The organism is Bacteroides sp. BFG-606 (assembly GCF_024788145.1).
GTDB lineage: Bacteria > Bacteroidota > Bacteroidia > Bacteroidales > Bacteroidaceae > Bacteroides > Bacteroides vicugnae.
Map to the genome: position 1 here is coordinate 1,634,838 of NZ_JANUIL010000001.1, position 26,107 is coordinate 1,660,944.

A 26,107-nucleotide genomic window follows, 5' to 3' on the forward strand; every position below is an offset into this window, starting at 1 on the left:
AAAATACTTAATTTTGCAGCATGATGGAGGAAAACAAACGAGTATTGCTTGGAATGAGCGGCGGTACAGATAGTTCTGTTGCTGCTATGCGATTGTTGGAAGCCGGTTATGAAGTAATCGGAGTAACCTTTCGTTTTTATGAACTGAATGGCTCGACAGAGTATCTGGAAGATGCCCGTAATCTGGCAGAACGTTTAGGAATACGGCATATAACGTACGATGCCCGTGAAATATTCAGTAAGCAGATTATTGACTATTTTGTGCAGGAGTATCTGGCAGGACGGACTCCGGTCCCTTGTACATTGTGCAATAATTACCTGAAATGGCCTCTGCTTGCTAAAATTGCCGATGAAATGGGTGTTTTCTATATAGCTACCGGGCACTATGCGCAGAATATACAACTAAATAACACCTTTTATATAACATACGCTGCCGACTCGGATAAGGATCAAACCTTCTTTCTATGGGGATTGAAACAAGATATTCTTTGCAGGATGCTGTTGCCGATGGGGGATATTACGAAAGTGGAAGCCCGTGTCTGGGCTGCCGAACATGGGTTCCGGAAGGTGGCAACTAAAAAGGACAGTATAGGCGTTTGTTTTTGCCCAATGGACTATCGGACTTTTTTGAAAAACTGGTTGACTCAAAATAGTGCGGCATTGGCAGGGGAAAAGTGGATGATGGAGGAGGATCAAGCATTGGTTGAAGATTGTCAGAGATTGACTGGAAGCAATCAGGTAGGACTCAATAAAGTGAAACGAGGAAGATTTGTCGATGAAAAGGGCGATTTTATTGCCTGGCATGAGGGCTATCCTTTTTATACCATTGGACAGAGACGTGGCTTGGGCATTCATTTGAACCGTCCCGTATTTGTGAAAGAGATTAATCCTGAAAAGAACGAAGTAGTATTAGCTTCTCTTTCTGCTCTGGAGAAAACAGAAATGTGGTTGAAAGACTGGAATCTTGTCAATCAGGAGCGTACTTTAGGGCATTCTGACATCATTGTGAAAATACGGTATCGCAAACAGGAAAACCATGCTACGATTACCATTACACCGGATCATCTACTACATGTGCAACTTCATGAGCCTTTAACCGCCATTGCTCCGGGACAAGCTGCCGCATTCTATAAAGATGGCTTATTATTGGGAGGAGGGATAATAGTCAACGCCCGGTAATCTTTATATGGGGGAAGGTGATTCGTCTGACAGGGGTGAGTCAAAACGAAATTTAGCTTATTGACTGACAAAGATTAGGCACGGATTACGCGGATTACGCGGATGAACATGGAAAGAGAATAAACTTGTCCGTGTAATCCGCGTAATCCGTGCCTAAAAGATACTAGAATGGTGCTTCTGCTTCGAAATACCTTCCTTGTACAAGCAATCTCTGTAATAAAGATACTTGTGTCGGTTATGTCTTGGTTTTTGGTTATTCTTCCGAAGGAATACTGTCATTCAGCGCTAGCATTGTTTCTATATATTCGCGCGTATTACTTAATCTGGGAACTTTGTGTTGTCCTCCCAGCTTTCCTTTCTGTGCCAGCCAATCATGGAATAATCCCTCACGGGCAACGATCACTTCCAATGGTTGCAAAGCTATGTCTTTCCATCGTTTCGCCTCATAATCGGAGTTAACCTCTTTCAGTGTGGCATCAAGTATCGCTGCAAATTTCTCTACTGAATCCGGCATCTTAGCGAACTCTATTAACCACTGGTGCCGGCATTTGGCATTCTCATCCATAAACACAGGTGCCGCGGTGTATTCACTAACTTGCGCTCCGGTTTCGGCACAAGCCTTTGCCAATCCTTTTTCAGCGTTATCGACAATCAGTTCTTCGCCAAATGCGTTGATGAAATGCTTTGTTCTTCCTGTGATGACAAACTTATAGGGATTCTTGCTGGTAAACTTCACCGTATCACCAATCATGTATCTCCATAAACCGCAAGAAGTAGAAATAACCATTGCATAGTTTTTGTTGAGCTCGACTTCTTCAAGGCAGTAAACCCGTGGACTTTCTTTTCCTACTTCCTCCAGCGGAACAAACTCGTAGAAGATTCCATAGTCGATCATTAATAACATGGCAGGATCGGAGAGGTCGTTTTGAGTTCCGAAATATCCTTCAGAAGCATTATAAGTCTCAACATAATGCATCTTCGGTGTTTGAATCACCTGCTTGTATTGCTCACGATAAGGAGTGAAAGCCACTCCACCGTGGAAGAAAACTTCCAGATTGGGCCATACTTCTTCCAAAGTCTGTTTTCCTGTCTTTTCGAGAACACGTTTGATAAGTACGAGCATCCATGACGGTACGCCGGACAAACTTGTCACATTTACCGGAATAGTGCTGTTGGCGATTGCTTCTATTTTGGTTTCCCATTCGCTCATCAATGCAATTTTCTTGCTGGGTACACGAATGAAATTGATAAGCGGATTCACATTTTGAATCAGAATAGCGGATAAATCTCCTACTAAACTATGGTTGGAGTTGAGGTTCGGACTATGGCTACCTCCAAGAATCAGTCCCTTGCCGGAGAAAAAATGGCTATCCGGATTGATGCGGAAATAAAGAGCTGCCGCATCTTTTCCTCCTCTGTAATGAATGTCTTCCAGTGCCTCTTTGCTGACAGGAAGGAATTTACTTTTATCATTAGTCGTTCCGGAGGATTTTGCAAACCAGCGTATCTCCGATGGCCAAAGCAGATTCTGTTCCCCGGCTCGCAAACGTTCTACATAAGGTTTGATTTCTTCGTATGTTTGGATAGGAACACGTTTCCGGAAGTCTTCATAGTTACGGATAGAGGAGTAATCGTACTTTCTTCCCCATTCAGTCTGAGCGGCCTGGTGTATTAAGCGGCTTAACACACGATGCTGTATCTCACTAGCCTGACTAGCATATAGGTCTATCTGTTTTAAACGGGAATCGAAAGTCTTACTAATAATTTTTGTAATATTCATTTCTGCTTTAACATAATAATGTTTAGTCGTGCAAAAGTAACTTATTTATCTTTTTTTTCTATCTTTACGACGGAAATAATCGTTAAAAATTGACGACTTCCATAGAATACCCGAGTTTTAGACTAAAAAATGCGACAATGAGAATTGGAATCTTAACATCCGGCGGGGACTGTCCCGGCATCAATGCCACCATTCGTGGCGTGTGCAAAACTGCCATCAATTATTATGGGATGGAAGTGATAGGCATTCACAGCGGTTTTCAGGGCTTGCTGACCAAAGATGTCGAATCTATTACAGACAAGTCGCTTTCCGGTCTGCTGAATTTGGGTGGAACGATGTTGGGAACCTCTCGCGAGAAGCCTTTCAAAAAAGGAGGTGTTGTCTCGGATGTTGACAAACCGTCTTTAATTCTTCAGAATATCCGTGAAATGGGACTGGATTGTATCGTTTGTATCGGTGGAAATGGAACACAGAAGACCGCAGCCAAGTTTGCTGCAATGGGAGTTAACATCGTATCTGTTCCTAAAACCATTGATAATGATATTTGGGGCACGGACATCTCTTTTGGTTTCGATTCGGCGGTAAGTATTGCTACTGATGCCATTGACCGTCTACATTCCACCGCAAGTTCTCATAAAAGGGTGATGGTGATTGAAGTGATGGGGCATAAAGCGGGTTGGATTGCTTTGTATTCCGGTATGGCAGGAGGAGGGGATGTGATTCTCGTCCCAGAAATTGCTTATGACATTAAGAATATCGGCAATACGATTCTGGAAAGACTAAAGAAAGGCAAACCCTATTCTATTGTAGTGGTAGCGGAAGGTATTCAGACTGACGGGCGTAAACGTGCTGCTGAATATATCGCGCAGGAAATTGAATATGAAACCGGTATAGAAACCCGCGAAACAGTTTTGGGGTATATCCAGCGTGGTGGTTCGCCTACTCCTTTCGACCGCAATCTTTCTACCCGCATGGGCGGGCATGCAACAGAATTGATAGCCAATGGCCAATTCGGGCGTATGGTGACTTTAAAAGGGGATGATATAGCATCTATCCCTCTTGAAGAAGTTGCAGGAAAACTGAAATTAGTTACTGAAGATCACGATTTGGTGATTCAGGGTCGTCGCATGGGGATTTGCTTTGGTTAGACTCCGGAGCTTCTGCGTCCTGCATTGTGGAAATCTCATCGACGAGGATGTTTTCTTCTGAAATATTTTCCGGTTCAGCAGCAGTTGCAGAATGTTGTGCTTTGATCTCTTCGATAGTTGATATAAATGTAGGCTCCTTTACTTTCTTTATAGCCATCTGGGCGGCATTCTGTTGAGACTCCTTCTTGGAATACCCCGTACCTGTTCCTGCCGGAAGTCCTTCAATGCGTACTTCGGTTTGGAATACAGGATTGCTGTCATGATCGAGAAACTGCTCTATTAATTCAAAGGAAACCTCCATTTTGTTCTTTTGACTCCACTCGATAAGTTTGGATTTGAAGTTAACCTCTTTTCGGGATATTTTCTCCAGGTCGATATAACGGTTAATGATCCGTTGCTCCATAAACTGCTTGCAACGTTCATATCCCTGATCCAGATAAATAGCTCCGATAAACGCTTCAAAAGCATTTCCGTACATATAGCTATTGTGAGAGGAGGAGCGGGTGGAATACTTGATGAGCTTGTCCAAGCCGATTTCAACGGCCAACTTGTTCAACGTTTCCCGTTGTACAATCTTGGAACGTGTATTGGTCAGGAAACCTTCCCGTTTCCCTTCGAAACGTTTGTAGACAATATCTCCCACGATGGCGTCGAGGATGGCGTCACCTAAAAACTCCAGCCGTTCATTGTTGAGGGGACGTCCCTTGTCGGAGCGGACAGAAGTCGATTTGTGCAGGAGAGCCTGCTCATAAAGCTGGATATTGCGCGGGTAGAACCCGAGTATCCGGTAAAAACAAAGATAAGACTCTCTATCCTTGCGGAACAAGAGCCTTATCTTATCTATTTCGTTACGTAACACGATATTACTCTGCGTATTTCTTGAAGATAACGCACGCATTGTGACCGCCAAATCCGAATGTATTGGACAAGGCAACATTAACTTCGCGTTTCTGTGCTTTGTTGAACGTGAAATTAAGGTTATAGTCGATGTTCTCGTCGTTGTCACCTTCTTCGTGGTTGATAGTCGGAGGAACAATGCCGTTCTTGATGGCAAGGATGCTTGCAATAGATTCTACCGCACCGGCAGCTCCCAGCAAGTGACCTGTCATTGATTTGGTTGAACTGATGTTCAACTCGAACGCATGATCACCGAATACTTCCTTGATTGCTTTTGCTTCTGAAATATCACCAACCGGAGTAGATGTACCGTGTACATTGATATAATCTACTTCTTTCGGATCCATTTCCGCATCTTCCAGTGCATTTCTCATCACCAATTTCGCTCCCAGACCTTCCGGATGAGAAGCTGTCAGGTGATGTGCATCTGCAGACATACCTACACCGGCAACTTCTGCATAGATTTTTGCACCACGAGCTTTAGCGTGTTCCAGTTCTTCCAGGATCAAGCAACCGCCACCTTCGCCCATAACGAAACCATCGCGGCTTGCGCTAAACGGACGTGAAGCTTTAGAAGCTTCGTCGTTGCGTGTTGACAAGGCGTGCATAGCGTTGAAACCACCTACACCTGCCGGGAAGATCGCTGCTTCCGAACCACCAGATACAATTACATTTGCTTTACCCAAACGAATCAGGTTGAAGGCATCTGCAATGGCATTGGTTGAAGTAGCACATGCTGAACAAGTCGCGTAGTTAGGACCATGGAAACCATACATGATAGAAATCTGTCCGGCTGCAATATCCGAAATCATCTTTGGAATGAAGAACGGATTAAACTTCGGACCCATTTCCTGACGAGTGTAGTAGTTGCCTACCTCTTCTTCAAATGTATGTATACCACCAATACCGGCGCCAAAAATAACACCGATTTTGTTCAAGTCTTCTTTCTCGACGTCAAGCCCCGAATCACTTACCGCTTCTTTGGCAACAGCGATGGCATACTGAGTGTACAAGTCCATCTTTCTTGCTTCTTTGCGGTCTATGTATTTCGTTGCATCGAAGTCTTTCACTTCGCATGCGAATTGGGTCTTGAATAACGACGCATCAAAATGAGTAATAGGCCCTGCTCCACTAACCCCGTTCACAATGTTTTCCCAAAATTCGGGAACGCTATTGCCAACGGGAGTAATGGCGCCAAGGCCTGTTACTACCACTCTTTTTAATTCCATATTGATGAAATCGAATTACTTAGCGTGTTCTTCGATATAAGATACAGCATCACCTACAGTACCAATCTTTTCTGCTTGGTCATCAGGAATAGAGATACCGAATTCTTTTTCGAATTCCATGATAAGTTCTACAGTGTCAAGAGAATCTGCTCCCAGGTCGTTAGTGAAGCTTGCTTCGGTTGTAACTTCTGATTCTTCTACGCCTAATTTATCAACGATAATCGCTTTTACTCTTGATGCAATTTCAGACATAACTTTAAGTTTTTAATTAATAATTAGTTTTATTTCTTTAAATTTGCGGTGCAAAGGAATGAATATTTATCGTTTTGCGCAAATATTTGACTAAATAAATGCAATGTTTTGCACATTTTTCACTGTTTTGTGCATCGAATTTGAGGGTTATGAAGAAAAACATCGCAATTTTCGCTTCCGGTTCCGGCTCTAATGCTGAGAATATTATCCGGTATTTCCAAAAAAACGATTCCGTTCAGGTTTCGTTGGTACTTTCTAATAAGAGTGATGCCTATGTTTTGGAACGTGCGCATCGCTTGGGAGTGCCTTCTAACGTGTTTCCAAAGGAGGATTGGATAGCCGGAGATGAAATTTTGGCTATTTTGCAGGAGTACCGCATTGATTTTGTCGTGTTGGCCGGCTTCTTAGTTCGTGTACCGGATTTGCTTTTGCATGCTTATCCCGATAAAATTATAAATATACATCCTGCTCTTCTGCCGAAGTATGGAGGTAAAGGAATGTATGGCGACCGAGTGCATGAAGCAGTGGTAGCTGCCGGTGAAAAAGAAAGCGGTATCACTATACATTATATAAATGAGCATTACGACGAAGGAAATACGATTTTTCAAGCTACTTGCCCTGTTCTTTCGACTGATTCTCCGGGTGATGTAGCTAAAAAGGTGCATGCTTTGGAATATGAACACTTCCCGAAAATCATAGAACAGGTATTAAGTAACACCTAATACTTAATAATGTATGCTTTCTCTTCCCGCCGCAAAGGATAATCTCCGCGCAGGGTTTCGAATAGCTCCGGTTGATTTTTTAGCCGGTTGCTGTCTTCGGTTGGATTATACATTTGGAGGACTGCTTCTTCGTGGTTTTTAGCGTGAATAATGGGGGAGGCGGGTGCGGGTGCGTTAATTTCATAATCCCCTTTTATTTGGAAGAATTTGCAGATAGCATCCAATGACATACGTGTGGCGTTTGCTTTTCCATCTGCAGAGTAACCTGCAATGTGAGGAGTTCCGATAAATGCCTTTTCCAGTAGATCACGGTTGATTTCCGGTTCATGCTCCCATACGTCGATGATGGCATCCGAAATCATCCGGCTGTTCAAGGCTTTTAAAAGAGCATCAGTCTGGATGACTTCTCCTCGTGAGGTATTGATAATAACAGGCTTCCGTTTGAGTGACTGAAAGAAATCTTCATCTGCCAGGTGGAACGTTTTATATTTTCCTTCCTTATATAAAGGTACGTGAAAAGTGATGATGTCGCACTCTTCCGCTATTTTCTTTAGTGAAGAGAACCGTTCTGCACCTTCTTTTTCTTCCCGTGGCAAATCATTCAATAAAACACGCATGCCAAAATCCTGGGCAACTTTAGCTACCTTACTCCCGACATTTCCTACTCCTATGATTCCAATCGTCAGTTCATTTAGCTTTTTGTTTCTGCAAGATTTCCACACCAGAAGCGATGACTGTATATATTGGGCGACAGAAGCCGAGTTACATCCCGGTGCATTCGTCCATTCAATGCCTGCCTGTTTGCAATACTCCGTATCAATATGGTCGAAACCTATGGTTGCGGTCGCTATGAATCTCACTCGACTACCTTCCAATAAATCCCGGTTGCAATGTGTGCGGGTACGGACAATAAGAGCGTCTGCATCTCGTACGAGCTCCGGGGTGAAATCCTTACCCGGTGCATAAACCACCTCATCGGCTATTCTCTGAACCGCCTCTTTTATATAAGGTATTTTATTGTCGATAATAATTTTCATATACAATTCATCTTTTGTACCCACAAAGGTAACAAATAAAAAAGTAAGAAACGGTTGCTTGTCTGAAAAATATTACATAGATTTGCCCTATTATATATCTATTAGCTAGTTAAGATTATGACATTTAGTAACCTTTGCAACGAGATTTTTTGGAAATCGACAACTGATTACCATGTGACGGATAGTGTGGATGCTCCGATGAACAATCCTTACGAGTTGAAAACTATTGAGTATTATTTATATCTAAAGAACTGGATTGATGCCGTGCAATGGCATTTTGAGGATATTATCCGTGACCCGCAGATTGATCCGGTAGAAGCATTGGCCTTGAAAAGAAGAATTGATAAATCAAATCAGGACCGTACGGATCTGGTGGAATTAATTGATAGCTACTTTTTAGACAAATACAAAGAGGTAAAACCTCTCTCTGACGCAACGATCAATACGGAAAGCCCTGCATGGGCAATTGACCGCCTGTCAATTCTTGCATTGAAAATTTACCACATGCAACAGGAGGTGGAGCGTACGGATACTACCGAGGAACACCGTGCTCAATGCCAGACTAAGTTGAATATCCTGCTGGAACAACGCAAAGACCTTTCTACGGCTATTGAACAGCTGTTGGCTGATATCGAGGCCGGAAGAAAATATATGAAAGTATATAAACAGATGAAGATGTATAATGACCCGGCATTAAATCCGGTGCTTTATGCGAAAAAATAACGAATGGCGCGTATTCTCATTATTCGTTTTTCAGCTCTTGGCGATGTAGCCATGACAATCCCGGTAATACATTCGCTGGCTGTGCAATACCCGCAGCACGAAATAACAGTGTTAAGTCGTGCTGTATGGCAGCCGCTCTTTCAGGGGTTGCCTGCCAATGTGGGTTTTGTCGGAGCTGATTTAACTGGCAAACACAAGGGATTTTGGGGCTTGAATAGCCTTTATTCGGAATTAAAAGCGATGCATTTTGATTACATTGCTGATTTTCATCATGTACTTCGTTCTAAGTATTTATGTTTGCGATTCCGTCTTGCCAATAAACCGGTAGCTTCCATTTGTAAAGGAAGGGCAGGCAAAAAGAAGCTGGTTCGCCGTCATGATAAGGTGATGGAAAATCAGAAGAGTTCTTTTCGTCGTTATGCCGATGTACTTGAGAAGCTAGGTTTACCGGTACTATTAAATTTCTCTTCCATTTATGGCGAAGGAAAAGGAAACTTTGCGGAAATAGAACCAGTCACAGGACCTAAAGAAGACCAGAAGTGGATTGGTATAGCTCCTTTTGCCAAACATGCAGGTAAGATTTATCCGTTAGAACTGCAAGAGCAAGTTATAGCACATTTTGCTGCCAATCCCAAAGTAAAGGTTTTCCTTTTTGGAGGTGGTAAAAGCGAACAGGACGTATTTGATGCATGGATTGCTAAATATCCTTCTGTTGTTTCAATGATCGGTAAACTGAATATGCGTACCGAGCTGAATCTGATGAGCCATCTGGATGTGATGCTTTCAATGGATTCTGCCAACATGCATTTGGCATCCTTGGTCAATATTCCGGTTGTCTCTATTTGGGGAGCCACCCATCCTTATGCCGGTTTTATGGGCTGGAAACAATTGCCGGTCAATACCGTACAACTCGATTTGTCATGCCGCCCCTGTTCCGTATATGGACAGAAGCCTTGCTGGCGAGGTGATTATGCCTGCCTGAGGGATATAAAACCGGAGCAGGTCATTGCGAAAATAGAAGGGATTGTAGATTAATCCTTGCTGAAGTTCAAATTAGCTGTTTATTGAGCCGAAAGAGCGTAGAATCAAATAATGATGAAAGAGATACAACGAAAGAAAAAAGTACTGATAGATCTTACGAATTATGGTAGTCTCACAGCCGGCTTCGGGCAGATTGCGGCCAACTATGCAACCGCCTTTTCGTCTATGCCGGTAGAAGATCTTCATTTTGTATATTTATTGCGGCAGAAATATATGCAGGAATTTGGCCCGAATGTGACTTCTGTTCCGGTACGTCGTATCAATAAGTTTCTTCCTTTTACCCTTCCCAAGGTAGATGTATGGCATGCAGTGAATCAACAGCGCAAGTTGTTGCGTATTGCCGGTGGTACAAAATTTATCTTTACTATACATGACTTTAATTTCTTAACCGAGAAAAAGCCCTGGAAGGCGAAAATGTATCTTCGCCGGATGCAGAATAAGGTCAATAAGGCAGCGGTCGTGACTACGATCTCTCATTATGTGGCAGATGTCATTCGACAGCATGTAGATTTGAAAGGGAAAGAGGTACGGGTCATCTATAATGGAGTGGAGAGGATTGATACACTGGAAGGAACAAAACCGTCGTTTGCTACAGGGCGTCCTTTCTTTTTTACGATTGGACAAATCCGTAGAAAAAAGAACTTCCATCTCTTGGTTGACGTAATGCGTCATTTCCCGGAATATGATCTATATATTTGTGGAGATGCTCATTTTGCTTATGCTGAAGAAGTGCGCAATCTGATTCGTGAGAATCAGCTCACTAATGTCTTTTTGACGGATGTTATCTCTCAAAGCGAGAAGATCTGGTTATATCGGAACTGTGAGGCATTCCTGTTTCCTAGTGAGGGAGAAGGCTTTGGATTGCCGGTGGTGGAAGCTATGCAATTTGGGAAGGCTGTATTTGCCGCTAATCGCACTAGTTTGCCGGAAGTTTGTAATGGACACGCTATCATGTGGGAGCATTTGGATACAGAATCTATGGTGCAAAGTATCCGGGAGCATCTGCCTGATTTTTATAAAGACAAGGAGCGTCTGGAGAAAATCAAGGAACATGCCGCTTCATTCAGTTACGAGAAGCATATACAAGCCTACCTTGATTTATATCGGGAGTTAGCTCAATTGCCTTAGTATTGAAGTCAATTGCCCGTATACCTTTTCGGGAGTAATTAATGCAAAACGCTCTTCATAGGTTAATGTTGCCTGCTGTTCCGGCGGAAGAATGTCGTCAGGACTAATTCCTTCGGCAAGTACGGAATTGGCGGGTAACCACATTGATTTTGACGCACTTGGTGAATAAATGGCAAATGAAGGAACTCCAAGGGCCTGGGCGATGTGTCTGGCTCCTCCTTCGTTCCCGAAGTAAAATGAACAGTTGGCACAAAGTGCTGCCAGTTGTCGTAATGAAGAAGCTTGTATATCAATCTTGATGCGTTCCGGACATCCTAATTCCTTGTAGATATTTCTGGCATCTTCTTCTTCGTACCCCGGTGCGTAGTTGAAGATCATTTGTATGTCCTTGTGTTCCTCTAATATTCTTTTCAGTGTGGCTATCATGAACTCCGTATTCCATTTCTTATGGATGAGTTTGGTTGTGACTCCTATTAATAACACGGGGTGTGTAAAATCAATCCCTTCTTTTTCCATATAATATCGGAAATCTTCTTTCTCCCGGTCAGTCAGGTATAACTTGAATTCTTTTGTGTATTGAATAGGTCTGATCTTCTCTAATGGTGCCGCAAGTAACAGGTTGCGTTGTACCATATCAGTTGTCAGATTCTTACTGTAAGTATCTGTCCGGTAGTTCAATAGAAAACGGGTATATCCTTTGATACGTCCTATTCGGAAAGGAGTTTTTAATGAGAAAAGAGAGAAAAAAAGAGTCCGGATGGTAGAACGCATATCGATGATTACATCGTATTTATTTTGGTGCATTACCTGCCATATTTTTTTTATATATGCAGTGAACGGCTTATTCTCATTCTTGTCAAATGTAATGACTTTGTCTATGTCCGGATGCCCCTCATAGAGTGGAGCAATATTTTTATTAAGCACGAAGTGTATCTCTGCATCGGGAAAGCTTTTTTTCAGTGTGCTGCACAATGCAACAGCCAGAATAGAGTCCCCTATTTGTCTAAATCGAATAATCAGAATTCTTTTGATTGGTTTCATGCTTAAACTTCTTTATGCTTTTTACCGTGCAAACATAACTAAAAAAAAGCATTTATGTCTAAATATAAATGAAAAGAAAAAAGAAAAAACGATTAAAGCCACCGTGATGCTGCTTATATGTGGAGAGAGTTAGCCAATCTTTGTGAGAAAAGAGAAAAATATAGTCGGAATATGGCCTAATTTCTTTATCTTTGCTCAATCTTTGTAATTAGGATTATATAGGAGAGTGTAATGAGAGTGATTGTAAATCCCAAGTACGCACATTTGCAGAAGGAGATAGAAGAAGTTCCGAGGTCCTTCCAGAACGAAGGAGATGTGGTGTACGATGGTCGTAATGTTCTGAAACGGATTAGTTTGGGCAGCATTGATGTTGTGGTGAAGAGCTTTAAAAAGCCTCACATCATCAATCGTGTTGTATATTCGTTTTTCCGCCAGTCGAAGGCAGAACGTTCCTATATTTATTCTATGGAGATCCAACAGCATGGTTTTGACACTCCGGAGCCAGTGGCTATGATCGAGCAATTTCAAGATGGTCTTCTCTCGCATAGCTATTACATTTGTTGTTATGATGGTGGCGAAACTGTCCGTTCCCTGATGGATGGAAAGGTGGAGGGGAATGAAGACAAACTTTCAGCTTTTGCACGCTACACTGCTGCTTTGCATCAGGCAGGTATCCTCCATTTAGACTATTCTCCCGGTAATATACTGATCCATCAGAATGAAACGAATGAATACAGTTTCTCCCTGGTCGATGTGAATCGCATGCAGTTGCTATCGGAAATTGATTGTGATACGGTATGCCGTAATATGTGCCGTTTGTGTATTTCGCGTGAGGTACTGACTTACATCATGACAGAATATGCTTCTTTGCGTGGATGGGACATCGAATCTACGGTCAGTCTGGCTCTTCGTTACAGCGATCAGTTCTTTACTCATTACATTTATCGTCGTGCGGCACGGAAAGAAAAAGAAAAGCATATTGTATCCCTGATTTTATTCTTCCGTTTATACCGTTCCGTACGTAAATTCTTTTCTTGGGAGCCGCATATCTCACGTTTCTTATTGAAAAAGGAAAAGCATATCTATGATACATACTTGTGCAAGTATGATTATTGTGAATTGCTTTCTGCTGATTATCAATGATTGATTACCTCTTACTTCCGCGCATCACTACACTGCGGATTCTATGCCTGAAAAAACCTTTTTGATTAATATATGCGCAGTTGTGTTTGTTCAGGAATGTAGAGATAACTTCTTCGTCATCACGCAAGTGGTATGTGCAAATAGCAAAATCCAGCTTTTGGCAATTTTGAAATAAGTTCTTGCATCCGGTCAATGCGTGCCGTTCGGCTCCTTCTATATCCATTTTAAGAAACAGATGTTCATCCGTCTGGTTATTGAAGAAATCATCAAGAGTTTGCTCTCTCGAAGAATTATGGTCGCTCACATACTTCTGTATGATTGTAACTTTATCCTGCCATGGTTCGAAAGTAGCTCTGATAGCCTCCAGCCATTGTTCGTCCTGCTCAAACAAATAGATATGCTTGGCTTCTTCTACGATTTCCAGTGAAGAATATCCTTCGGCACAACCAATGTCCACAAAAACTTTTCCTGTGACATCTTTTACACTATCGAAATAATGGTGCGGTGATCGCTTGTCCTGCTCCATACTCAAAGCCCTGTAGTACTTTTGAATTTTCTTGGGTGGAGTACTCTTTCTGAAATATAGCCGTTTCTTTTCTTGTTGTACATAGTATAAGCCTTTTTTCTCATCCTTTTGTACATTGACAGGCATATTTGTATATTCATCTTTGAATTCATACAAATGTCTTGAATACCCGTGTTTTTTAATATACTCATAATATTTCAGATAGGGTGAATCAGGTTTATACCCTTTCATGAAATAATATGGAAGAGTGCCATATATAAATTTCTTTATTGTATGTTTAAGTACGTTCATTTCATTAGTTTCTTGTAGATGTTTAAGATCTCTTCCGCTTGCTTTTCTTCAGAGAATCTTTTGGCAAAAGAATGCCCCTTTTCAATCATGTTCTTTTTTCTCTCGGGATCTGTGTATATCTGTTTGAGGGCATCGGCCATTCCTTTGATATCGTCAGGATGTACATAGATAGAATCGGGACCTCCCGCTTCTTCCAGACAAGATCCTGTAGCGGCCACTACCGGAATACCGGAGTACAGAGCTTCTATGATGGGAATACCAAAACCTTCAAAACGGGAAGGGTATACAAAAATTTCTGCTAACTGATAAAAAGCCGGTAGATCATCAAAAGGAACATTGCTGATGATATGCACTCTTTCTTCCAGCTTATTCTCCTTAATGAAATGTTCAACCTTATCAGTATATTCCGTATGGCGTCCTACGATGACGAGATGAATTTGTTCAGGAAGCATCATTAGTGCCTGCACCGCTGAAAGGGCGTTCTTGCGTTCTTCAATACTTCCTACGTTAAGGATATAGTGATCCGGTAGCTGATATTTAGCCCGGACTTCTCTTTTCTTCTCTTCTGCTACAGGATGTATGAATGAAGGGTCACATCCCTGATAAACAACTTCTATCTTATCGGCGGGAATCCTGAAAAACTCAATAATATCACGCTTGGTACATTCGCTGATAGCAATGATTTTATCGGCATTTTCGCAGGCTTTACGGAATTTGTATGTGTATATTTTCCTGTCGATCGAATGGTAATACTGCGGATAGCGCAGAAAGATCAGATCGTGGATCGTTACAATACTTTTTACCTCGCTTTGATGAATATTCAGGGGCAGCTCATTACTAAGCCCGTGGAATATATCGATTTTTTCTTTTTCCAATTGGCGGGTGACTCCCCATACTCGCCACAATGAACTTAACTTTTTCCAGGAAGAAGTAGTGGGATAAGAAAGCTGTAGTTGCTGATACTGCTTCGTTAATTTGTCCAGCCTCTTGTTTTCCCGTTTCTTGGGGGCATACAGCACATATTCATTCTCCGGACCGAATTGGCATAGAATATCCACTATATAGCGGCTATAATTACCCAGACCGGTGAAATTCTGTACTGCACGTTTTCCGTCAAAACCTATTCTCATTTCTACTTCTTACCTTTATATGATTATAATTTAGACTTCAAAATTCCGATAAGGTTTATTCAAGTCTAAATAATGGAAATTGTGTTGTCTTTGTCCACTTTGTTTAGGTATGGTCATGTAATCTCCATATTTCTGTGACAGATAAGTGTCGTATTTCTGTACTCCCCATACTTCTTCATCTTCAAACCGGATGGGAGTAGGAGTGCCCAGAATGTCCTTCGACATGATTCCTTTCATTCCGTCATCATAATCGCAGACTAATGCGCATTGGTCGAAATCGTATTTCTTCATTACCTTCCTGATGCTTTCCTGTGTTCCGGTAAGGGTGAAAAACTTTCTGCATAATAGCGGTATCCATGAACTGGGACCTTTTCCATGTTTGTATGGATCACGATGAATCAGGTAAAGTATTCGTTTGTAGAACTCATACTTCGCAAAATGCATTCTTTGCGCCATGCGGCTTTCCGGAACTCCATCCAGTGGAAATATATCAATATATACACCTCCCAGATATTTGAGATGCATACGCTCGATTAAGGTTGTATTGGCATCCTGCACCTTTGCGAACGGAAGAGGATATTCCTTATCATTCTCGGCGCATACCGCTTCGTAAGGTTCCGGTAACCATTCTTTGGCATTAGCCATTAGTAAATCATAATCAGCTCTTGGCATTCCGATATCCAAGTCATCATCCCAGGGGATGAATCCTTTGTGGCGTACAGCTCCCAACATGGTGCCTGCCATGATGTAATATCGCAGATTATGTTCTTTGCAAACTTTGTCAACAGCTAATAAGTTCTTTAATATGCGAAGCTGTAGAGGGCGGATGTCGTAATTAGCCATTTTATCTGATTTTAATTAATAAAGACTGGATGGAATCAGCTTCTGTGCCTGTTGAAAGTCCTCTACTGTGTCCAGCTCGGCCGAGAAGAACTCGGTGGTGTCCATAACGTAAAAACTATATCCTTGCGGAATCAGTCTCTCAAAAGCCCGTTCGTAGAATATATTATCCAGTCCTTCGGTAGTAATCATAATTTCCAGTTCACGAAATAGCGCCTTGGTATATTCAGCTGACATCTTTTCGATACCGATGGACTCTCCGATAGCATCGGATATCGAACAGACTTTGCTGATTTCCACGACCTTTTGTGCGTCGTCCACGATGACTTTTATTTCTTCTGCTCCGAGCTCATGGCGATTCAGTGCCAATATGTCGTCCTTATCCGAATGAAGCAGCTTCTCTACAATCTGCGGATCGAATACAATGTCGCTGTCTAATAACAGAATTTCCTCCCCATCCGTATATGGGCGGGTGAGCCATAATGAATAGATATTGTTGGTTGATTCATACCTGTCATTATAGATGAAAGTAATATCTTGGGTTGGATAATGTGCCTGTAGGAAATCAACGATTTGCTGCTGGCGATACCCGGTGACAATGATGAATTCATCAAATCCGTTTTGTATCAGAGCATCAAAAGCCCTTTCCAAAAGGCATCGTTCTCCTATCTTGAGAAGACATTTGGGCGTCGTATCGGTCAGCGGGCGTAAGCGTGAAGCTATTCCTGCGGCTAATATTATTGCTTTCATTTGGATGCGATTTCTTTGATTGTATCTATAACGATCCGGTTCTGCTCTGGGCGACCCAATGTGATACGCAAATGAGTATTGATATCCGGTTCATTCATAAATTTCACTTTATAACTCTGTTCAGCAAAAGCCTTTTGTAAAGCCTCTTTCAGCTCTATCGGGTATTTGATTAAAATAAAGTTGGCAACCGATTCATATACTTTGAATCCGGGCAACACGCCGATTTCCTTTTCGTAACGCTCACGGTCTTCGTTCATCAGTTTTGCGATGTTTCGATAGTGTGCGTCCGATTTAAGAGCCGCAATGGCGATATCTTCGGATATCCGGTTGTATCCCAGATATTTATTGCTGTATCTGCTGAATTTTTCCAGCTCCTTACTCATAAATCCGAATCCCATACGTAAACCCGGCAATCCATAAAATTTAGATAAGGTACGGGAAATAATCAAATTCGGATATTTATTAACCAGCTTTTTGATATAACTGGTATCAGTTGAAACAAAAGAAGCGTATGCTTCGTCTATCAATACCACTGTTTGGCCGGGTACTTCTGCAAGTAGTTCATCCAATTCTTTCGGAGTCAAACCATTGCCGGTAGGGTTATTGGGAGAAGCTAGTAAAAGAATCTTCGGATTCTCTTTCCGAATCATATTTTTTAGCGTCTCAAAGTCATATTTAAAAGTATTTCCGTCTTCGTAGAGAGGATATTGCAAAGTATGGCCATTCACCTCATCTGCAATTGATTTATAATACCACCATGAGAACTTGGGAATCAACATCGTTTTATTTCCATCTTCTTGAGTCAGGAAGTAGTGTACGGCTTGTTTCAGAATATCTTCTCCGCCGTATCCTAATAAGACTTGTGTTTCATCTATATCGTAAAGTTCGGATAAGAAAACAGATAATATACTTTTCTTTCCTTCATCATAAATGCGGGTATAAAAACAAAGTTTATTTATATCGAAGTTTTTTAAAGCTTCTACTACTTCTTTTGATGGACTGTAGTTAAATTCGTTTCGATCTAAAAAGTTCAAATTCTTTTCCATATTAGTTTTGTATGATTCCTTTATCGCACCAGGTTAGTTTCCTGACTTTCGTTTCGTTCAAAATGCTGCGGTTGTTGCTCAAATTATCTGTTCCATGTAGTTCGTGATGAAGATGGAACACAATTCCCGCAAATTTGATGGTACGCTTGCGTACACCGCTGTTGATAAGGCGGCACACTAATTCATGATCTTCGCTTCCCCATCCGGTAATAGCTTCATTGTACCCATTGACTTTTAATAAATCCTCTTTCCAGAAAGCCATATTGCATCCTCTGGAATATGAAATATCCCATTGGCGATAATGCTGAAGTAATGGGCTTAGCCAAGGCAAATGTACTCCGTTGATTGCATTCTTAGTACCTTTGTCGTGAATAGAGATAATACAGTTCCTTTCTGCTAGCATCTTTTGGGTTAAACCTTCCCGGATTAATACACGGCTACCGGTTACGAAACTGCCTTTTTTAGCAAAATGTGCATGATCTTTGACGAAATCTTTGTGTAAGACGATATCTCCGTCAATTTGTATAATATATTCTTTAGATGCTTTCGCAATAGCTTTGTTGCGGATGGAGGCCAGTCTGAAACCTAAATCTTCATGCCAAACATGAATAATGGGGACTTCGGAAGAAACAGCCAATTGATGAATTAGTTCTCTTGTATCTTCTTTAGAACCATCATCGGCAATGATAATTTCATTAGGAAGGAGAGATTGACGTAGCACGCTTTTAACGCATAATTCTAATGCGTCGCTTCTATTATAGGTGGATATAATTAGCGATGTACTAATGTTGCTCGCCATTGGTTTATTCATATAATTATTACAATGTTAATTAAATAGTTAAGGGGGCTTGCACTAAAATTCTACAAATGTATACATTTTATTTGGTTGTGACAAGCGTTAAAGGCTTTTTTGCTAAACATTAGAGGGTTAGCATCCTTTTTAAGAATAATATCCGTATCTTTACTACCAGTTTGTTATAATAACTAAGATAAATAGTATGTTTGTAATGGAAAATCATCCGGTGGAAGTAAGTGTAATCATCCCTAATTATAACTATGCTCGTTTTTTGCAACAACGTATCGAGTCGGTATTGGCACAAACATATACAGACTATGAAATTATATTATTAGATGATGCTTCAACCGATGATAGTGTGTCTATTTTAAACCATTATAGAACAAACTCTCGTGTTGCTCATTTGGAGATAAATTCTGTCAATACAGGGAGTCCTTTTGCACAGTGGCAAAAAGGGATTAGTTTGTCTCGTGGAAAATATATATGGATTGCCGAGAGCGATGATGCGGCTGATTCTTCTTTTTTGGAAAAGGCTGTTTCTGCCTTAAATCAATATCCTCAGGCTTCTTTCTGTTTTTTAGGTTCACATTGTATAGACGAGAAAGGGAATGAACTATCTACAGATTTTGACCGTTGGACTTCAAAACAATTATGCCGTCCTCATAATATAGGTATTTTTGATGGTGAAGATTACATAAAACATAATCTTTATTGGCGTAATTATATTTACAACGCTAGCGGTGTTGTTTTTCGTAAGCAATGTTTTGAACGGATAAAGGATTTGTCTTGTTTTTCAATGCGATATAGTGGTGATTGGCTTTTTTGGATAGAGATGGCAAGGCAAGGTGTGGTGCTTGAAGTCTATGAAAAATTGAACAAGTTCCGCTTGCATAATGTGAGTACTACCAAAAAGGCACAAAAGACAGGTGAGGGGATTCGAGAAGATGTATATATAGTAAATACAATAGAACAATTTCTTCTTAATATAGGAAAACAAAGAAAGGCTGTACGTCATGGAAGTTTTTATAAAGAGATAAAAAGGCTGAAGGTTTCTCCAACAATTAAGAAGGAACTTATGTTGTACTTAGTATCTTCTTTAAGAGCAAATCCCTGTGATTATTATGTAGAACGATTAAATAAAAGTTTTAGTTGTTTAATACCGTGTTTAATTACTCGTGATAAAGATCGGCTGTAGTCACTCAATATTCTTATTTTTAGATGAATGATATAAATCCTGTTTGGAAACAAGGAAATGATTTATTTGGTAGGATGTGTGATTTTATTTGCGATAATATTGCTCACTGTCTCACTGGCTATAGTTGCCCAATGTGTATCATCTATATGGTAAACGTCTTTGACTCCACTAGAAATCATTTCCCTAAATTTGTTTCTAGGGTTGATTAGCCACTCTAGTTGATTAATTCCATTTTTTTCTAATTGATCAATAACTGTCTTAGGTGAGTATGGATTGTTTACTATATATGGTTGATATACATCATATTTATCAGGGGCTATTAAATAATAGAGATTAATACCTTTTTCCTGGAAGCGTTTATGAAGGTTATTAAGTCTATCCCAAATAGTATTATACTCTTCCTCAGTTATTGATAATTTCCATAAATCGTCATTATAAAAATAAAGGGTTTTATAAGGTGGAACAGAAAAACAGTCTATACTTAATTGTGCTTCTTTTACTGGTCTTTTTGATTTATACAAGTGATATTTGATGTATTTGAATGTTTCCATTAAATAATCTCTTTTCTTCGTAGAGCTACTCTTACTAGTATTGTCTTCGTTGTCAATGCTGTAGTCAATATTTGTAATATCTCTGAAACTTAGTATATGTTGTACAAATTCTCTTTCAACAGTTTCGATAATAACAGTTTTACATCCTAACTTAGTATATATGTCATTATTCAGTAAATATAATGCGATTTCTTCAGAGCAATATCCTTTTCCTCTAGGATCTGGATAGTTGAGGATTCTTTCTCCTAATTTATTCCCTAAATAGTTCTGATAGCCACCGAAGCCTTGTTGACTAAAGGAGTCGCCTATAGTGAGTATATTATACTTTTCTTGTATACTTTCATGGTATTGATCTACTTTATTTTCGTATAGTTTTTTCCCTAAATTTGTTTGACTCTTATTGATATAGAAGTATCCTAGGTTTCCTAAATCGCCAGCTTTGGTTAATACATCTCCTATTAAATAGAAGTTTACATAGAAACCATAGGCGTATATTAACAGCATGACAGGAAAAATGGTGAACAAGCATTTTAATATAAATTTTTTCATATCGTTCTAGAATTGAAAGTAGATAAATGTTTGAATCTCATTCGAATAATAAAATATATAATAGAATATGGCACAGTAGAGCCCCCATCTGACTATTGGGGATTTTATGTTAATTTCTAGTCCATGCATTTTGCGTCTATTAATCCATTCTATAATAATCAAAATAGCAATATATTGGATGCATTTAACTCCATATTCAAGTGATGAAGGCTGCCATTTAGTGAACATATAGATAATATATTGATAGGCATCTTTTATGTTTTCGGCACGGAAAATGACCCAGCCAATCATCACAAGAATGAAAGTGCAGATGATCTGTCCAAGTTCTTTGATAGATGGTAGATATTTGTTTTCAGCTACTATATTTTTATATTTTCTGTTTTTTCCCATAAGTAATAATGGTAGAAATAATAGAGCATGGAATGCACCCCAACAAATGAATGTCCAATTGGCTCCATGCCAGAGCCCGCTAACTAAGAAGATAATCATAGTGTTGCGGAAAGATTTCCATTTGCTACAGTGGCTTCCTCCTAAAGGAATATAGATGTAATCTCTAAACCAAGTTGTGAGTGAAATATGCCAGCGTCTCCAAAACTCGGCAATGTCACGAGAAAAATAGGGGTAATTGAAGTTTTGTTGTAAATGAATACCAAATAATTTAGCTGTGCCGATAGCAATATCAGAGTAGCCAGAAAAGTCTCCGTAGATTTGGAAGGTAAATAAGAAAGCTCCCCAAACTAGATTTAGACTGTCTAATGTTTGGTAATTTGTAAATATTTCATTAGCTGCAGCGGCACATGTGTCTGCTACAACAATTTTCTTAAATAGTCCCCATAAAATTTGTCTCATACCGTCTACTGCTGCTGTGTAGTCAAAAGTTCGACGTTTTTCGAATTGAGGTAATAAATTAGTTGCTCTTTCAATAGGGCCTGCAACTAGTTGAGGAAAAAAACTGATGAAGGCGAAGAATGCTACAATGTCATGTGTAGGCTTCATTTTGCGGCGATAGATATCGATCGTGTAACTAAGTGCCTGAAATGTGTAGAAGCTAATTCCTACTGGAAGTAAGATGTCTAATGTAACCCAGTCCAATTCAAAACCAAACCATTGAAATAGATGTTGTAGATTCTCAGAGAAGAAGTTGAAATACTTGAATATTCCTAATATGGTTAGGTTTAATACAATGTTGGCAATACTTATTAAACGCTGAATATGTCTATGATTTTCTTGGCGTTCGAGCAGGATCCCGCTTGCATAGCTACATAAAGTAGTAAACGCTATTAGGATAAGAAAGCGCCAATCCCACCAACCATAAAATAGATAACTAGCTACAACAACAAATAAGTTTTGTACCCTTAATTTTTTGAAAGCAAACCAATATAATAAGAATACTATTGGTAGAAAGACTAAGAATTCGAATGAGTTAAATAGCACGGTCTAATTTTTTTTGCAAAGATAAATATAAAATAATTATTGGTATTGTAAATGCATGAAATTTTGTTTGCGTCTTATAAATAACTATGTTATAAGAACGTCTATATATAGACGCTCTATCTGTTTGGCATTGTTTTCAATAGAGTATAATGATGAAGCATAATTATATGCTCGTTCGATGATTTTGGTGTATTGTTGTATCTGTTTCTGTTCTATATCTGTTAAATGGGTGGTTAATTGTTGTTCATTGGTAAAACGAAGAGCAATTTCTTTATTGTATTTCTTTTGACCATTGTCAAATTGTTCTTTTGTCCCGGCAGTATCTTTTCCAATGACTAAGCATTTGTTAAACATTGCTTCTGCTGTAATTAGGCCAAATGCTTCAAAAGGTGATGGGACGACTAAAGCTGTTGCTCGATTCATTAGATCATATATTTGATTGGTGGGTAGTAGTCCTTTAAACATAATACTATTTTGTATATTGTATTTTTCTATTAGTCTATCAATTTTTTGTTTTGTCTTTGAAGAATAGTTCCCAGCAAGTATTAATTTGAAGCTACCCCCTCTTACTAGATAGTCTTTATAGCTATTTAATAATGAAAAGATACCTTTTTCTTTTACGATACGTCCTACAAATAGAAAATAATCTTCTTTAGGAAGTTCTTTAGGTTTATAATTTTGCTTCAAAACACCGTCGTAAATAATAGTCGAGTTTTCCTCCTTTAGTTGGTAGAAATTATATATACCTTTTGTTATTGCTATATTGAAATTGCCGGGTTTGTGTAGTTGTTTCTTTAAATATGGAAGTGAGTAAGCGTGTGAATGTCCGAAATCTAAAGATTGATATTCTCTTAGGTGCCATATGTGTGGAATCTTTAGTGATTGAGCAGCAGCAGCCCCGAACTGATATGCGGAAGAATTGGTATGAATAATATCAATCTTATATTGTTTAGATAATTCTATAATTTGTTTGGCAAAGAATTTATTTTTATTTTTTAATTTGAAGGCATATATGGGCCGAGTAATATAATTCCATAAATTTTTTTTTGAGGGATACCAGAAGAAGTCGTAATTGAGAATACTATATGGTATATTTTCCGATCTCAATTTATCAATGGTTGATTGGCTTGCTAGTTTTCCTAATGTGACATAAGGCCTTATTTTGCTTTTGAGTTCTTTAATTAAAGTGATTAATGCTTGGTCAGAGCCTCCTTCACCTACTGCTATGTATAAGACGTTAATCATTTTGATAGAACTTTATTGAATTGGGTTTATGACTTCTTTTGTTATGTGTATGGTGTATTTTTAAGATGAACTATTTAATAATATCTTTTGGTAAAAATACTACAAATATTAAGACATATAATTCTATACCATATAAATTTAAAAAGGATTTTATTTCGCCACTTACTGTTTGTATAAGTCTCACGATAGAGCTTCAACTCTCTAAAAGCACGTTTAAAAGGTGCTGATCCTTTAATGATATTCTTTATGCGTTTATATTCTTTATTTTCTTGTATTAACTTTATACCTGATGGATTGAGTTCTCTGCTTTTTTTGTAGAATTCAATCTTTGATTGTATGTCATTGATATCATAAGTCAAAACAGGGAACGTATTGATGACTTTATTGTATATTCTCGCATATTCATCAGTCATTTCTTTTACAGACTTCATATCTTTTATGTAATGCCTGATATTCTCTTTTTTCTTTTGGTATTCTCCGGTGATGTCTGATTTGACTGTTAAAATAAACTTAAAAATATCTTTTACAGTACTGTGTATGGGAAAAATCCATCCTGCATCAATGGCTTTCACCCGTTCAGCTATAGCTCCTAAATCGAATGTGATTACAGGAATTTCTGCAATAAGGCTTTCTGATAAAGTATAGGAATATGTTTCTGGCCACATGGACATTAAACATACTAATTTAATATCATTTTCAAGTAGTAGATTAGGTAAGTCTTTCTGTAAATATTCACCATGATAGATATAATTTTGTTTATTGGTGTTATATTTTTTATTTTCTGCCATTCCAAAGAGATGGATTGTTATTTCGGATTTTTTTGCTTCAGCTATTAACCCTTTTAAATATCTTAATCCTTTTTCTTCTGAAATCCCACCAATAAAAGCAATATTAAACTTTTCTTTTTTATTTTTCTTTGTGTTAGAATAATTCGAATCTTTGTTTACTTGATTGTAGCCATGCTCTATCACATCAATTGTTAGGTCTTTGTATACATCTAAAACAATATTCTTGGTATTGTAAGAGGGGACGACTATTTTCTTTGCCAATTTTAGATTCGAATAAAATTCTTTTCTCCATAAAGGTATAAAATTAATATTCTGCTTAAACTTTTTTGATATGCATGAAGCACATCCACTTCGGTTGTTATAACTGCAAAGAAAAGTTTCCTCGTCGAAGAGTTTTACGGAAGGACATATTGAATAAAAATCATGCATTGTATATATAAAGGGAATGTTCTTATCTTGTGCCACTTTGAAAATATCCAAATACATGTTTCTTAAATGATGGATATGGATTAAATCTATTCTTAGGGCTGTTATTAGTCTCTCAATATCTTTCTTGAAAACATCATTATAAAGGTTTAAAGCTGTATATTGAGAATACGTGCCTAGTGAAACAGTAATCTCGTCAGATGAAAAATAAGAAGTTAGATAATATCTGAAATCATCCACAGAATAATAGATTACATGGAAATTAAATTCCTTTCGCATGTTTCTAATTAAATCATGTACATGTAATGTTGTTCCACCAATATTTCTTTCCTTGATTGCTTTGAATTCATGTATTACGATCAGTATGTTTTTTTTAGAATACATATCTGTGTTATAACGTACATTTAGTTGTATGTCTGAGATTGGATTTTGTTGAACAAAAGCTTCTGTGTTTGCGAAGCATACTGGGTATCTCTCTTTTAATATTTGTAGATGAGAGTTTATCAAATTGGTTTTTTCTTGAGTGAAAGATTGGGTTCCTTTATGATAAATATATGTATTGTCACATAGTAAATGTCTATATCCAGCTTGTAAACATCTATATGAGAAATCATTTTCTTCCCCATATCCTTTCCCAAAAGTTTCTTCGTCAAATAGACCTAGATCGTCTATTGCCTCCCTTTTAATATACATACAGAATCCGTGCGCAGTAGGGATTTCTGGAAATAAATTCATACTGCATTTTTCGACAAGGTTAGCATATTCTTCTACACTTAAACCTGGAGGAATGGTGTTTTCTGCCAAAAAAACAGGTACAGATGCTAAAGTCGCGTTGTTGGATAGGGGAGTAACAGTTGCTACTGCTGGTTTGCTATATGCGCAGTTTTGCATCTTGGAAAGCCAATTTCTGGTTACTTCTGTGTCACTATTTAATAAGACTACATCATGGTGTGAATATTGCATGCCAATATTCACAGTTCGGACAAATCCTTGGTTATCTTTATTATTTATTAATATGATATTTAGCGATTGATTTTCTTTTATAAAGGAATTCAATAAGGGCAATATTCTTTCGTCTGTGCTTTTATCATTGACTAACAATAATGTGTGCTGGGTAAGATCTGTATGCTCAATTACTGTTTCAATGCACTTTCTGACAAAATCAAAAGCATTATAAATGGGTATTATAATATCGATATCCATAGTGCGTAAAAATTGTTA

24 protein-coding genes are annotated in these 26,107 nt (G+C 38.9%); 8 read left to right on the forward strand and 16 right to left on the reverse strand.

All coding sequences use genetic code 11. The features are described 5' to 3' along the window. Positions 1 to 20 precede the first annotated feature (20 nt). On the forward strand, positions 21 to 1,178 hold the full coding sequence (gene mnmA, locus NXV01_RS05775) for a tRNA 2-thiouridine(34) synthase MnmA (protein ID WP_148364214.1): 1,158 nt from the start codon (positions 21 to 23) through the stop codon (positions 1,176 to 1,178). A gap of 253 nt (positions 1,179 to 1,431) precedes the next feature. On the opposite strand, the gene NXV01_RS05780 is transcribed toward mnmA, so the two are convergent. Next, positions 1,432 to 2,958, reverse strand: a complete 1,527-nt coding sequence (locus tag NXV01_RS05780) for a GH3 auxin-responsive promoter family protein (RefSeq protein WP_148364213.1) — start codon at positions 2,956 to 2,958, stop codon at positions 1,432 to 1,434. Between the two features lie 137 nt (positions 2,959 to 3,095). On the opposite strand from NXV01_RS05780, the gene NXV01_RS05785 reads away from it, so the two are divergent. Then, the gene (locus NXV01_RS05785) at positions 3,096 to 4,106 is read left to right on the forward strand and encodes an ATP-dependent 6-phosphofructokinase (RefSeq protein WP_148364212.1); all 1,011 of its coding nucleotides are present in this window, start codon (positions 3,096 to 3,098) and stop codon (positions 4,104 to 4,106) included. Here NXV01_RS05785 and rnc read toward each other — a convergent pair. The 3 genes from rnc to NXV01_RS05800 are packed head-to-tail and all read right to left on the reverse strand — an operon-like array spanning position 4,048 to position 6,484. Next, positions 4,048 to 5,004, reverse strand: a complete 957-nt coding sequence (rnc, locus tag NXV01_RS05790; RefSeq protein ID WP_148364211.1) for a ribonuclease III — start codon at positions 5,002 to 5,004, stop codon at positions 4,048 to 4,050. The genes NXV01_RS05785 and rnc overlap by 59 nt on opposite strands. Beyond that, positions 4,970 to 6,232 carry a beta-ketoacyl-ACP synthase II gene (gene fabF, locus NXV01_RS05795; RefSeq protein WP_148364210.1) on the reverse strand — a complete coding sequence of 421 codons (1,263 nt, stop codon included), beginning with the start codon at positions 6,230 to 6,232 and terminating at the stop codon, positions 4,970 to 4,972. Before fabF ends, rnc begins: the two co-directional genes overlap by 35 nt. 15 nt (positions 6,233 to 6,247) lie before the next feature. After that, positions 6,248 to 6,484: an acyl carrier protein gene (locus NXV01_RS05800; RefSeq protein WP_002558672.1), complete on the reverse strand. Its 237-nt coding sequence runs from the start codon at positions 6,482 to 6,484 to the stop codon at positions 6,248 to 6,250. Between the two features lie 98 nt (positions 6,485 to 6,582). On the opposite strand from NXV01_RS05800, the gene NXV01_RS05805 reads away from it, so the two are divergent. Beyond that, the gene (locus NXV01_RS05805; protein ID WP_217723346.1) at positions 6,583 to 7,206 is read left to right on the forward strand and encodes a phosphoribosylglycinamide formyltransferase; all 624 of its coding nucleotides are present in this window, start codon (positions 6,583 to 6,585) and stop codon (positions 7,204 to 7,206) included. Here NXV01_RS05805 and pdxB read toward each other — a convergent pair. Beyond that, positions 7,203 to 8,243, reverse strand: coding sequence for a 4-phosphoerythronate dehydrogenase PdxB (pdxB, locus tag NXV01_RS05810; RefSeq protein WP_217723344.1), 1,041 nt, complete (start codon positions 8,241 to 8,243; stop codon positions 7,203 to 7,205). The genes NXV01_RS05805 and pdxB overlap by 4 nt on opposite strands. A gap of 117 nt (positions 8,244 to 8,360) precedes the next feature. Between pdxB and NXV01_RS05815 the strand changes: the two genes are divergently transcribed. The 3 genes from NXV01_RS05815 to NXV01_RS05825 are packed head-to-tail and all read left to right on the forward strand — an operon-like array spanning position 8,361 to position 11,135. Next, positions 8,361 to 8,966 carry a DUF4254 domain-containing protein gene (locus tag NXV01_RS05815; protein ID WP_004324325.1) on the forward strand — a complete coding sequence of 202 codons (606 nt, stop codon included), beginning with the start codon at positions 8,361 to 8,363 and terminating at the stop codon, positions 8,964 to 8,966. Positions 8,967 to 8,969: 3 nt separating this feature from the next. Further along, positions 8,970 to 10,001: a glycosyltransferase family 9 protein gene (locus tag NXV01_RS05820; RefSeq protein ID WP_148364207.1), complete on the forward strand. Its 1,032-nt coding sequence runs from the start codon at positions 8,970 to 8,972 to the stop codon at positions 9,999 to 10,001. Between the two features lie 57 nt (positions 10,002 to 10,058). Then, positions 10,059 to 11,135: a glycosyltransferase family 1 protein gene (locus NXV01_RS05825; RefSeq protein WP_259021903.1), complete on the forward strand. Its 1,077-nt coding sequence runs from the start codon at positions 10,059 to 10,061 to the stop codon at positions 11,133 to 11,135. On the opposite strand, the gene NXV01_RS05830 is transcribed toward NXV01_RS05825, so the two are convergent. Next, positions 11,118 to 12,176, reverse strand: coding sequence for a glycosyltransferase family 9 protein (locus NXV01_RS05830; protein WP_217723339.1), 1,059 nt, complete (start codon positions 12,174 to 12,176; stop codon positions 11,118 to 11,120). The two genes, NXV01_RS05825 and NXV01_RS05830, sit on opposite strands and share 18 nt — an antisense overlap. Before the next feature lie 231 nt (positions 12,177 to 12,407). Here NXV01_RS05830 and NXV01_RS05835 point away from each other — a divergent pair, with 231 nt between their 5' ends. Beyond that, entirely contained in the window at positions 12,408 to 13,319 is a 912-nt protein-coding gene (locus NXV01_RS05835) for a lipopolysaccharide kinase InaA family protein (protein WP_148364204.1), read from the forward strand. Positions 13,320 to 13,323: 4 nt separating this feature from the next. Here the strand turns inward: NXV01_RS05835 and NXV01_RS05840 are convergent, their stop codons facing one another. From NXV01_RS05840 to NXV01_RS05865, 6 genes are read right to left on the reverse strand one after another with little or no spacing between them, the layout of a single operon-like run. After that, positions 13,324 to 14,136, reverse strand: a complete 813-nt coding sequence (locus tag NXV01_RS05840; RefSeq protein ID WP_148364203.1) for an FkbM family methyltransferase — start codon at positions 14,134 to 14,136, stop codon at positions 13,324 to 13,326. Next, on the reverse strand, positions 14,133 to 15,266 hold the full coding sequence (locus tag NXV01_RS05845) for a glycosyltransferase family 1 protein (RefSeq protein WP_259021905.1): 1,134 nt from the start codon (positions 15,264 to 15,266) through the stop codon (positions 14,133 to 14,135). The genes NXV01_RS05840 and NXV01_RS05845 overlap by 4 nt, the downstream gene beginning before the upstream one ends. Positions 15,267 to 15,296: 30 nt before the next feature. Continuing rightward, complete coding sequence (locus tag NXV01_RS05850) at positions 15,297 to 16,109, reverse strand: phosphorylcholine transferase LicD (RefSeq protein ID WP_148364201.1); 813 nt, start codon at positions 16,107 to 16,109, stop codon at positions 15,297 to 15,299. A gap of 15 nt (positions 16,110 to 16,124) precedes the next feature. Then, a complete protein-coding gene (locus NXV01_RS05855) occupies positions 16,125 to 16,856 on the reverse strand; it encodes an NTP transferase domain-containing protein (RefSeq protein ID WP_148364200.1) in 732 nt (243 codons plus the stop codon). Further along, entirely contained in the window at positions 16,853 to 17,902 is a 1,050-nt protein-coding gene (locus tag NXV01_RS05860) for a histidinol-phosphate transaminase (protein ID WP_258979025.1), read from the reverse strand. The genes NXV01_RS05855 and NXV01_RS05860 overlap by 4 nt, the downstream gene beginning before the upstream one ends. Position 17,903: 1 nt before the next feature. Next, entirely contained in the window at positions 17,904 to 18,713 is an 810-nt protein-coding gene (locus tag NXV01_RS05865; RefSeq protein WP_234131657.1) for a glycosyltransferase family 2 protein, read from the reverse strand. Between the two features lie 187 nt (positions 18,714 to 18,900). Between NXV01_RS05865 and NXV01_RS05870 the strand changes: the two genes are divergently transcribed. Beyond that, the gene (locus tag NXV01_RS05870; protein ID WP_259021907.1) at positions 18,901 to 19,893 is read left to right on the forward strand and encodes a glycosyltransferase; all 993 of its coding nucleotides are present in this window, start codon (positions 18,901 to 18,903) and stop codon (positions 19,891 to 19,893) included. Between the two features lie 62 nt (positions 19,894 to 19,955). On the opposite strand, the gene NXV01_RS05875 is transcribed toward NXV01_RS05870, so the two are convergent. The 4 genes from NXV01_RS05875 to NXV01_RS05890 all read right to left on the reverse strand — a co-directional run bounded on the left by NXV01_RS05875 (position 19,956) and on the right by NXV01_RS05890 (position 26,089). Beyond that, positions 19,956 to 20,993, reverse strand: a complete 1,038-nt coding sequence (locus tag NXV01_RS05875; RefSeq protein WP_259021908.1) for a hypothetical protein — start codon at positions 20,991 to 20,993, stop codon at positions 19,956 to 19,958. A gap of 6 nt (positions 20,994 to 20,999) precedes the next feature. Then, positions 21,000 to 22,427, reverse strand: coding sequence for an MBOAT family protein (locus tag NXV01_RS05880; protein ID WP_259021909.1), 1,428 nt, complete (start codon positions 22,425 to 22,427; stop codon positions 21,000 to 21,002). Positions 22,428 to 22,511: 84 nt separating this feature from the next. Then, positions 22,512 to 23,672, reverse strand: coding sequence for a glycosyltransferase family 4 protein (locus NXV01_RS05885; RefSeq protein WP_259021911.1), 1,161 nt, complete (start codon positions 23,670 to 23,672; stop codon positions 22,512 to 22,514). A 74-nt stretch (positions 23,673 to 23,746) separates the two neighbouring features. After that, positions 23,747 to 26,089, reverse strand: a complete 2,343-nt coding sequence (locus tag NXV01_RS05890; RefSeq protein ID WP_259021913.1) for a glycosyltransferase — start codon at positions 26,087 to 26,089, stop codon at positions 23,747 to 23,749. Between the last annotated feature and the right edge of the window lie 18 nt (positions 26,090 to 26,107).

Excerpts from the sequence above, each read along its gene's own strand:
- mnmA (WP_148364214.1), top strand. The coding sequence starts at position 21 with ATGATGGAGGAAAACAAACGAGTATTGCTTGGAATGAGCGGCGGTACA.
- NXV01_RS05820 (WP_148364207.1), top strand. The coding sequence starts at position 8,970 with ATGGCGCGTATTCTCATTATTCGTTTTTCAGCTCTTGGCGATGTAGCC.
- NXV01_RS05835 (WP_148364204.1), top strand. The coding sequence starts at position 12,408 with ATGAGAGTGATTGTAAATCCCAAGTACGCACATTTGCAGAAGGAGATA.
- fabF (WP_148364210.1), bottom strand. The coding sequence starts at position 6,232 with ATGGAATTAAAAAGAGTGGTAGTAACAGGCCTTGGCGCCATTACTCCC.
- NXV01_RS05830 (WP_217723339.1), bottom strand. The coding sequence starts at position 12,176 with ATGAAACCAATCAAAAGAATTCTGATTATTCGATTTAGACAAATAGGG.
- NXV01_RS05845 (WP_259021905.1), bottom strand. The coding sequence starts at position 15,266 with ATGAGAATAGGTTTTGACGGAAAACGTGCAGTACAGAATTTCACCGGT.
- NXV01_RS05890 (WP_259021913.1), bottom strand. The coding sequence starts at position 26,089 with ATGGATATCGATATTATAATACCCATTTATAATGCTTTTGATTTTGTC.
- NXV01_RS05840 (WP_148364203.1), bottom strand. The coding sequence starts at position 14,136 with ATGAACGTACTTAAACATACAATAAAGAAATTTATATATGGCACTCTT.
- NXV01_RS05805 (WP_217723346.1), top strand. The coding sequence starts at position 6,583 with ATGCAATGTTTTGCACATTTTTCACTGTTTTGTGCATCGAATTTGAGG.
- NXV01_RS05780 (WP_148364213.1), bottom strand. The coding sequence starts at position 2,958 with ATGAATATTACAAAAATTATTAGTAAGACTTTCGATTCCCGTTTAAAA.
- NXV01_RS05865 (WP_234131657.1), bottom strand. The coding sequence starts at position 18,713 with ATGAATAAACCAATGGCGAGCAACATTAGTACATCGCTAATTATATCC.
- NXV01_RS05885 (WP_259021911.1), bottom strand. The coding sequence starts at position 23,672 with ATGATTAACGTCTTATACATAGCAGTAGGTGAAGGAGGCTCTGACCAA.
- rnc (WP_148364211.1), bottom strand. The coding sequence starts at position 5,004 with ATGCGTGCGTTATCTTCAAGAAATACGCAGAGTAATATCGTGTTACGT.
- NXV01_RS05825 (WP_259021903.1), top strand. The coding sequence starts at position 10,059 with ATGATGAAAGAGATACAACGAAAGAAAAAAGTACTGATAGATCTTACG.
- NXV01_RS05815 (WP_004324325.1), top strand. The coding sequence starts at position 8,361 with ATGACATTTAGTAACCTTTGCAACGAGATTTTTTGGAAATCGACAACT.
- NXV01_RS05850 (WP_148364201.1), bottom strand. The coding sequence starts at position 16,109 with ATGGCTAATTACGACATCCGCCCTCTACAGCTTCGCATATTAAAGAAC.
- NXV01_RS05870 (WP_259021907.1), top strand. The coding sequence starts at position 18,901 with ATGTTTGTAATGGAAAATCATCCGGTGGAAGTAAGTGTAATCATCCCT.
- NXV01_RS05860 (WP_258979025.1), bottom strand. The coding sequence starts at position 17,902 with ATGGAAAAGAATTTGAACTTTTTAGATCGAAACGAATTTAACTACAGT.
- NXV01_RS05785 (WP_148364212.1), top strand. The coding sequence starts at position 3,096 with ATGAGAATTGGAATCTTAACATCCGGCGGGGACTGTCCCGGCATCAAT.
- NXV01_RS05875 (WP_259021908.1), bottom strand. The coding sequence starts at position 20,993 with ATGAAAAAATTTATATTAAAATGCTTGTTCACCATTTTTCCTGTCATG.
- NXV01_RS05800 (WP_002558672.1), bottom strand. The coding sequence starts at position 6,484 with ATGTCTGAAATTGCATCAAGAGTAAAAGCGATTATCGTTGATAAATTA.
- NXV01_RS05855 (WP_148364200.1), bottom strand. The coding sequence starts at position 16,856 with ATGAAAGCAATAATATTAGCCGCAGGAATAGCTTCACGCTTACGCCCG.
- pdxB (WP_217723344.1), bottom strand. The coding sequence starts at position 8,243 with ATGAAAATTATTATCGACAATAAAATACCTTATATAAAAGAGGCGGTT.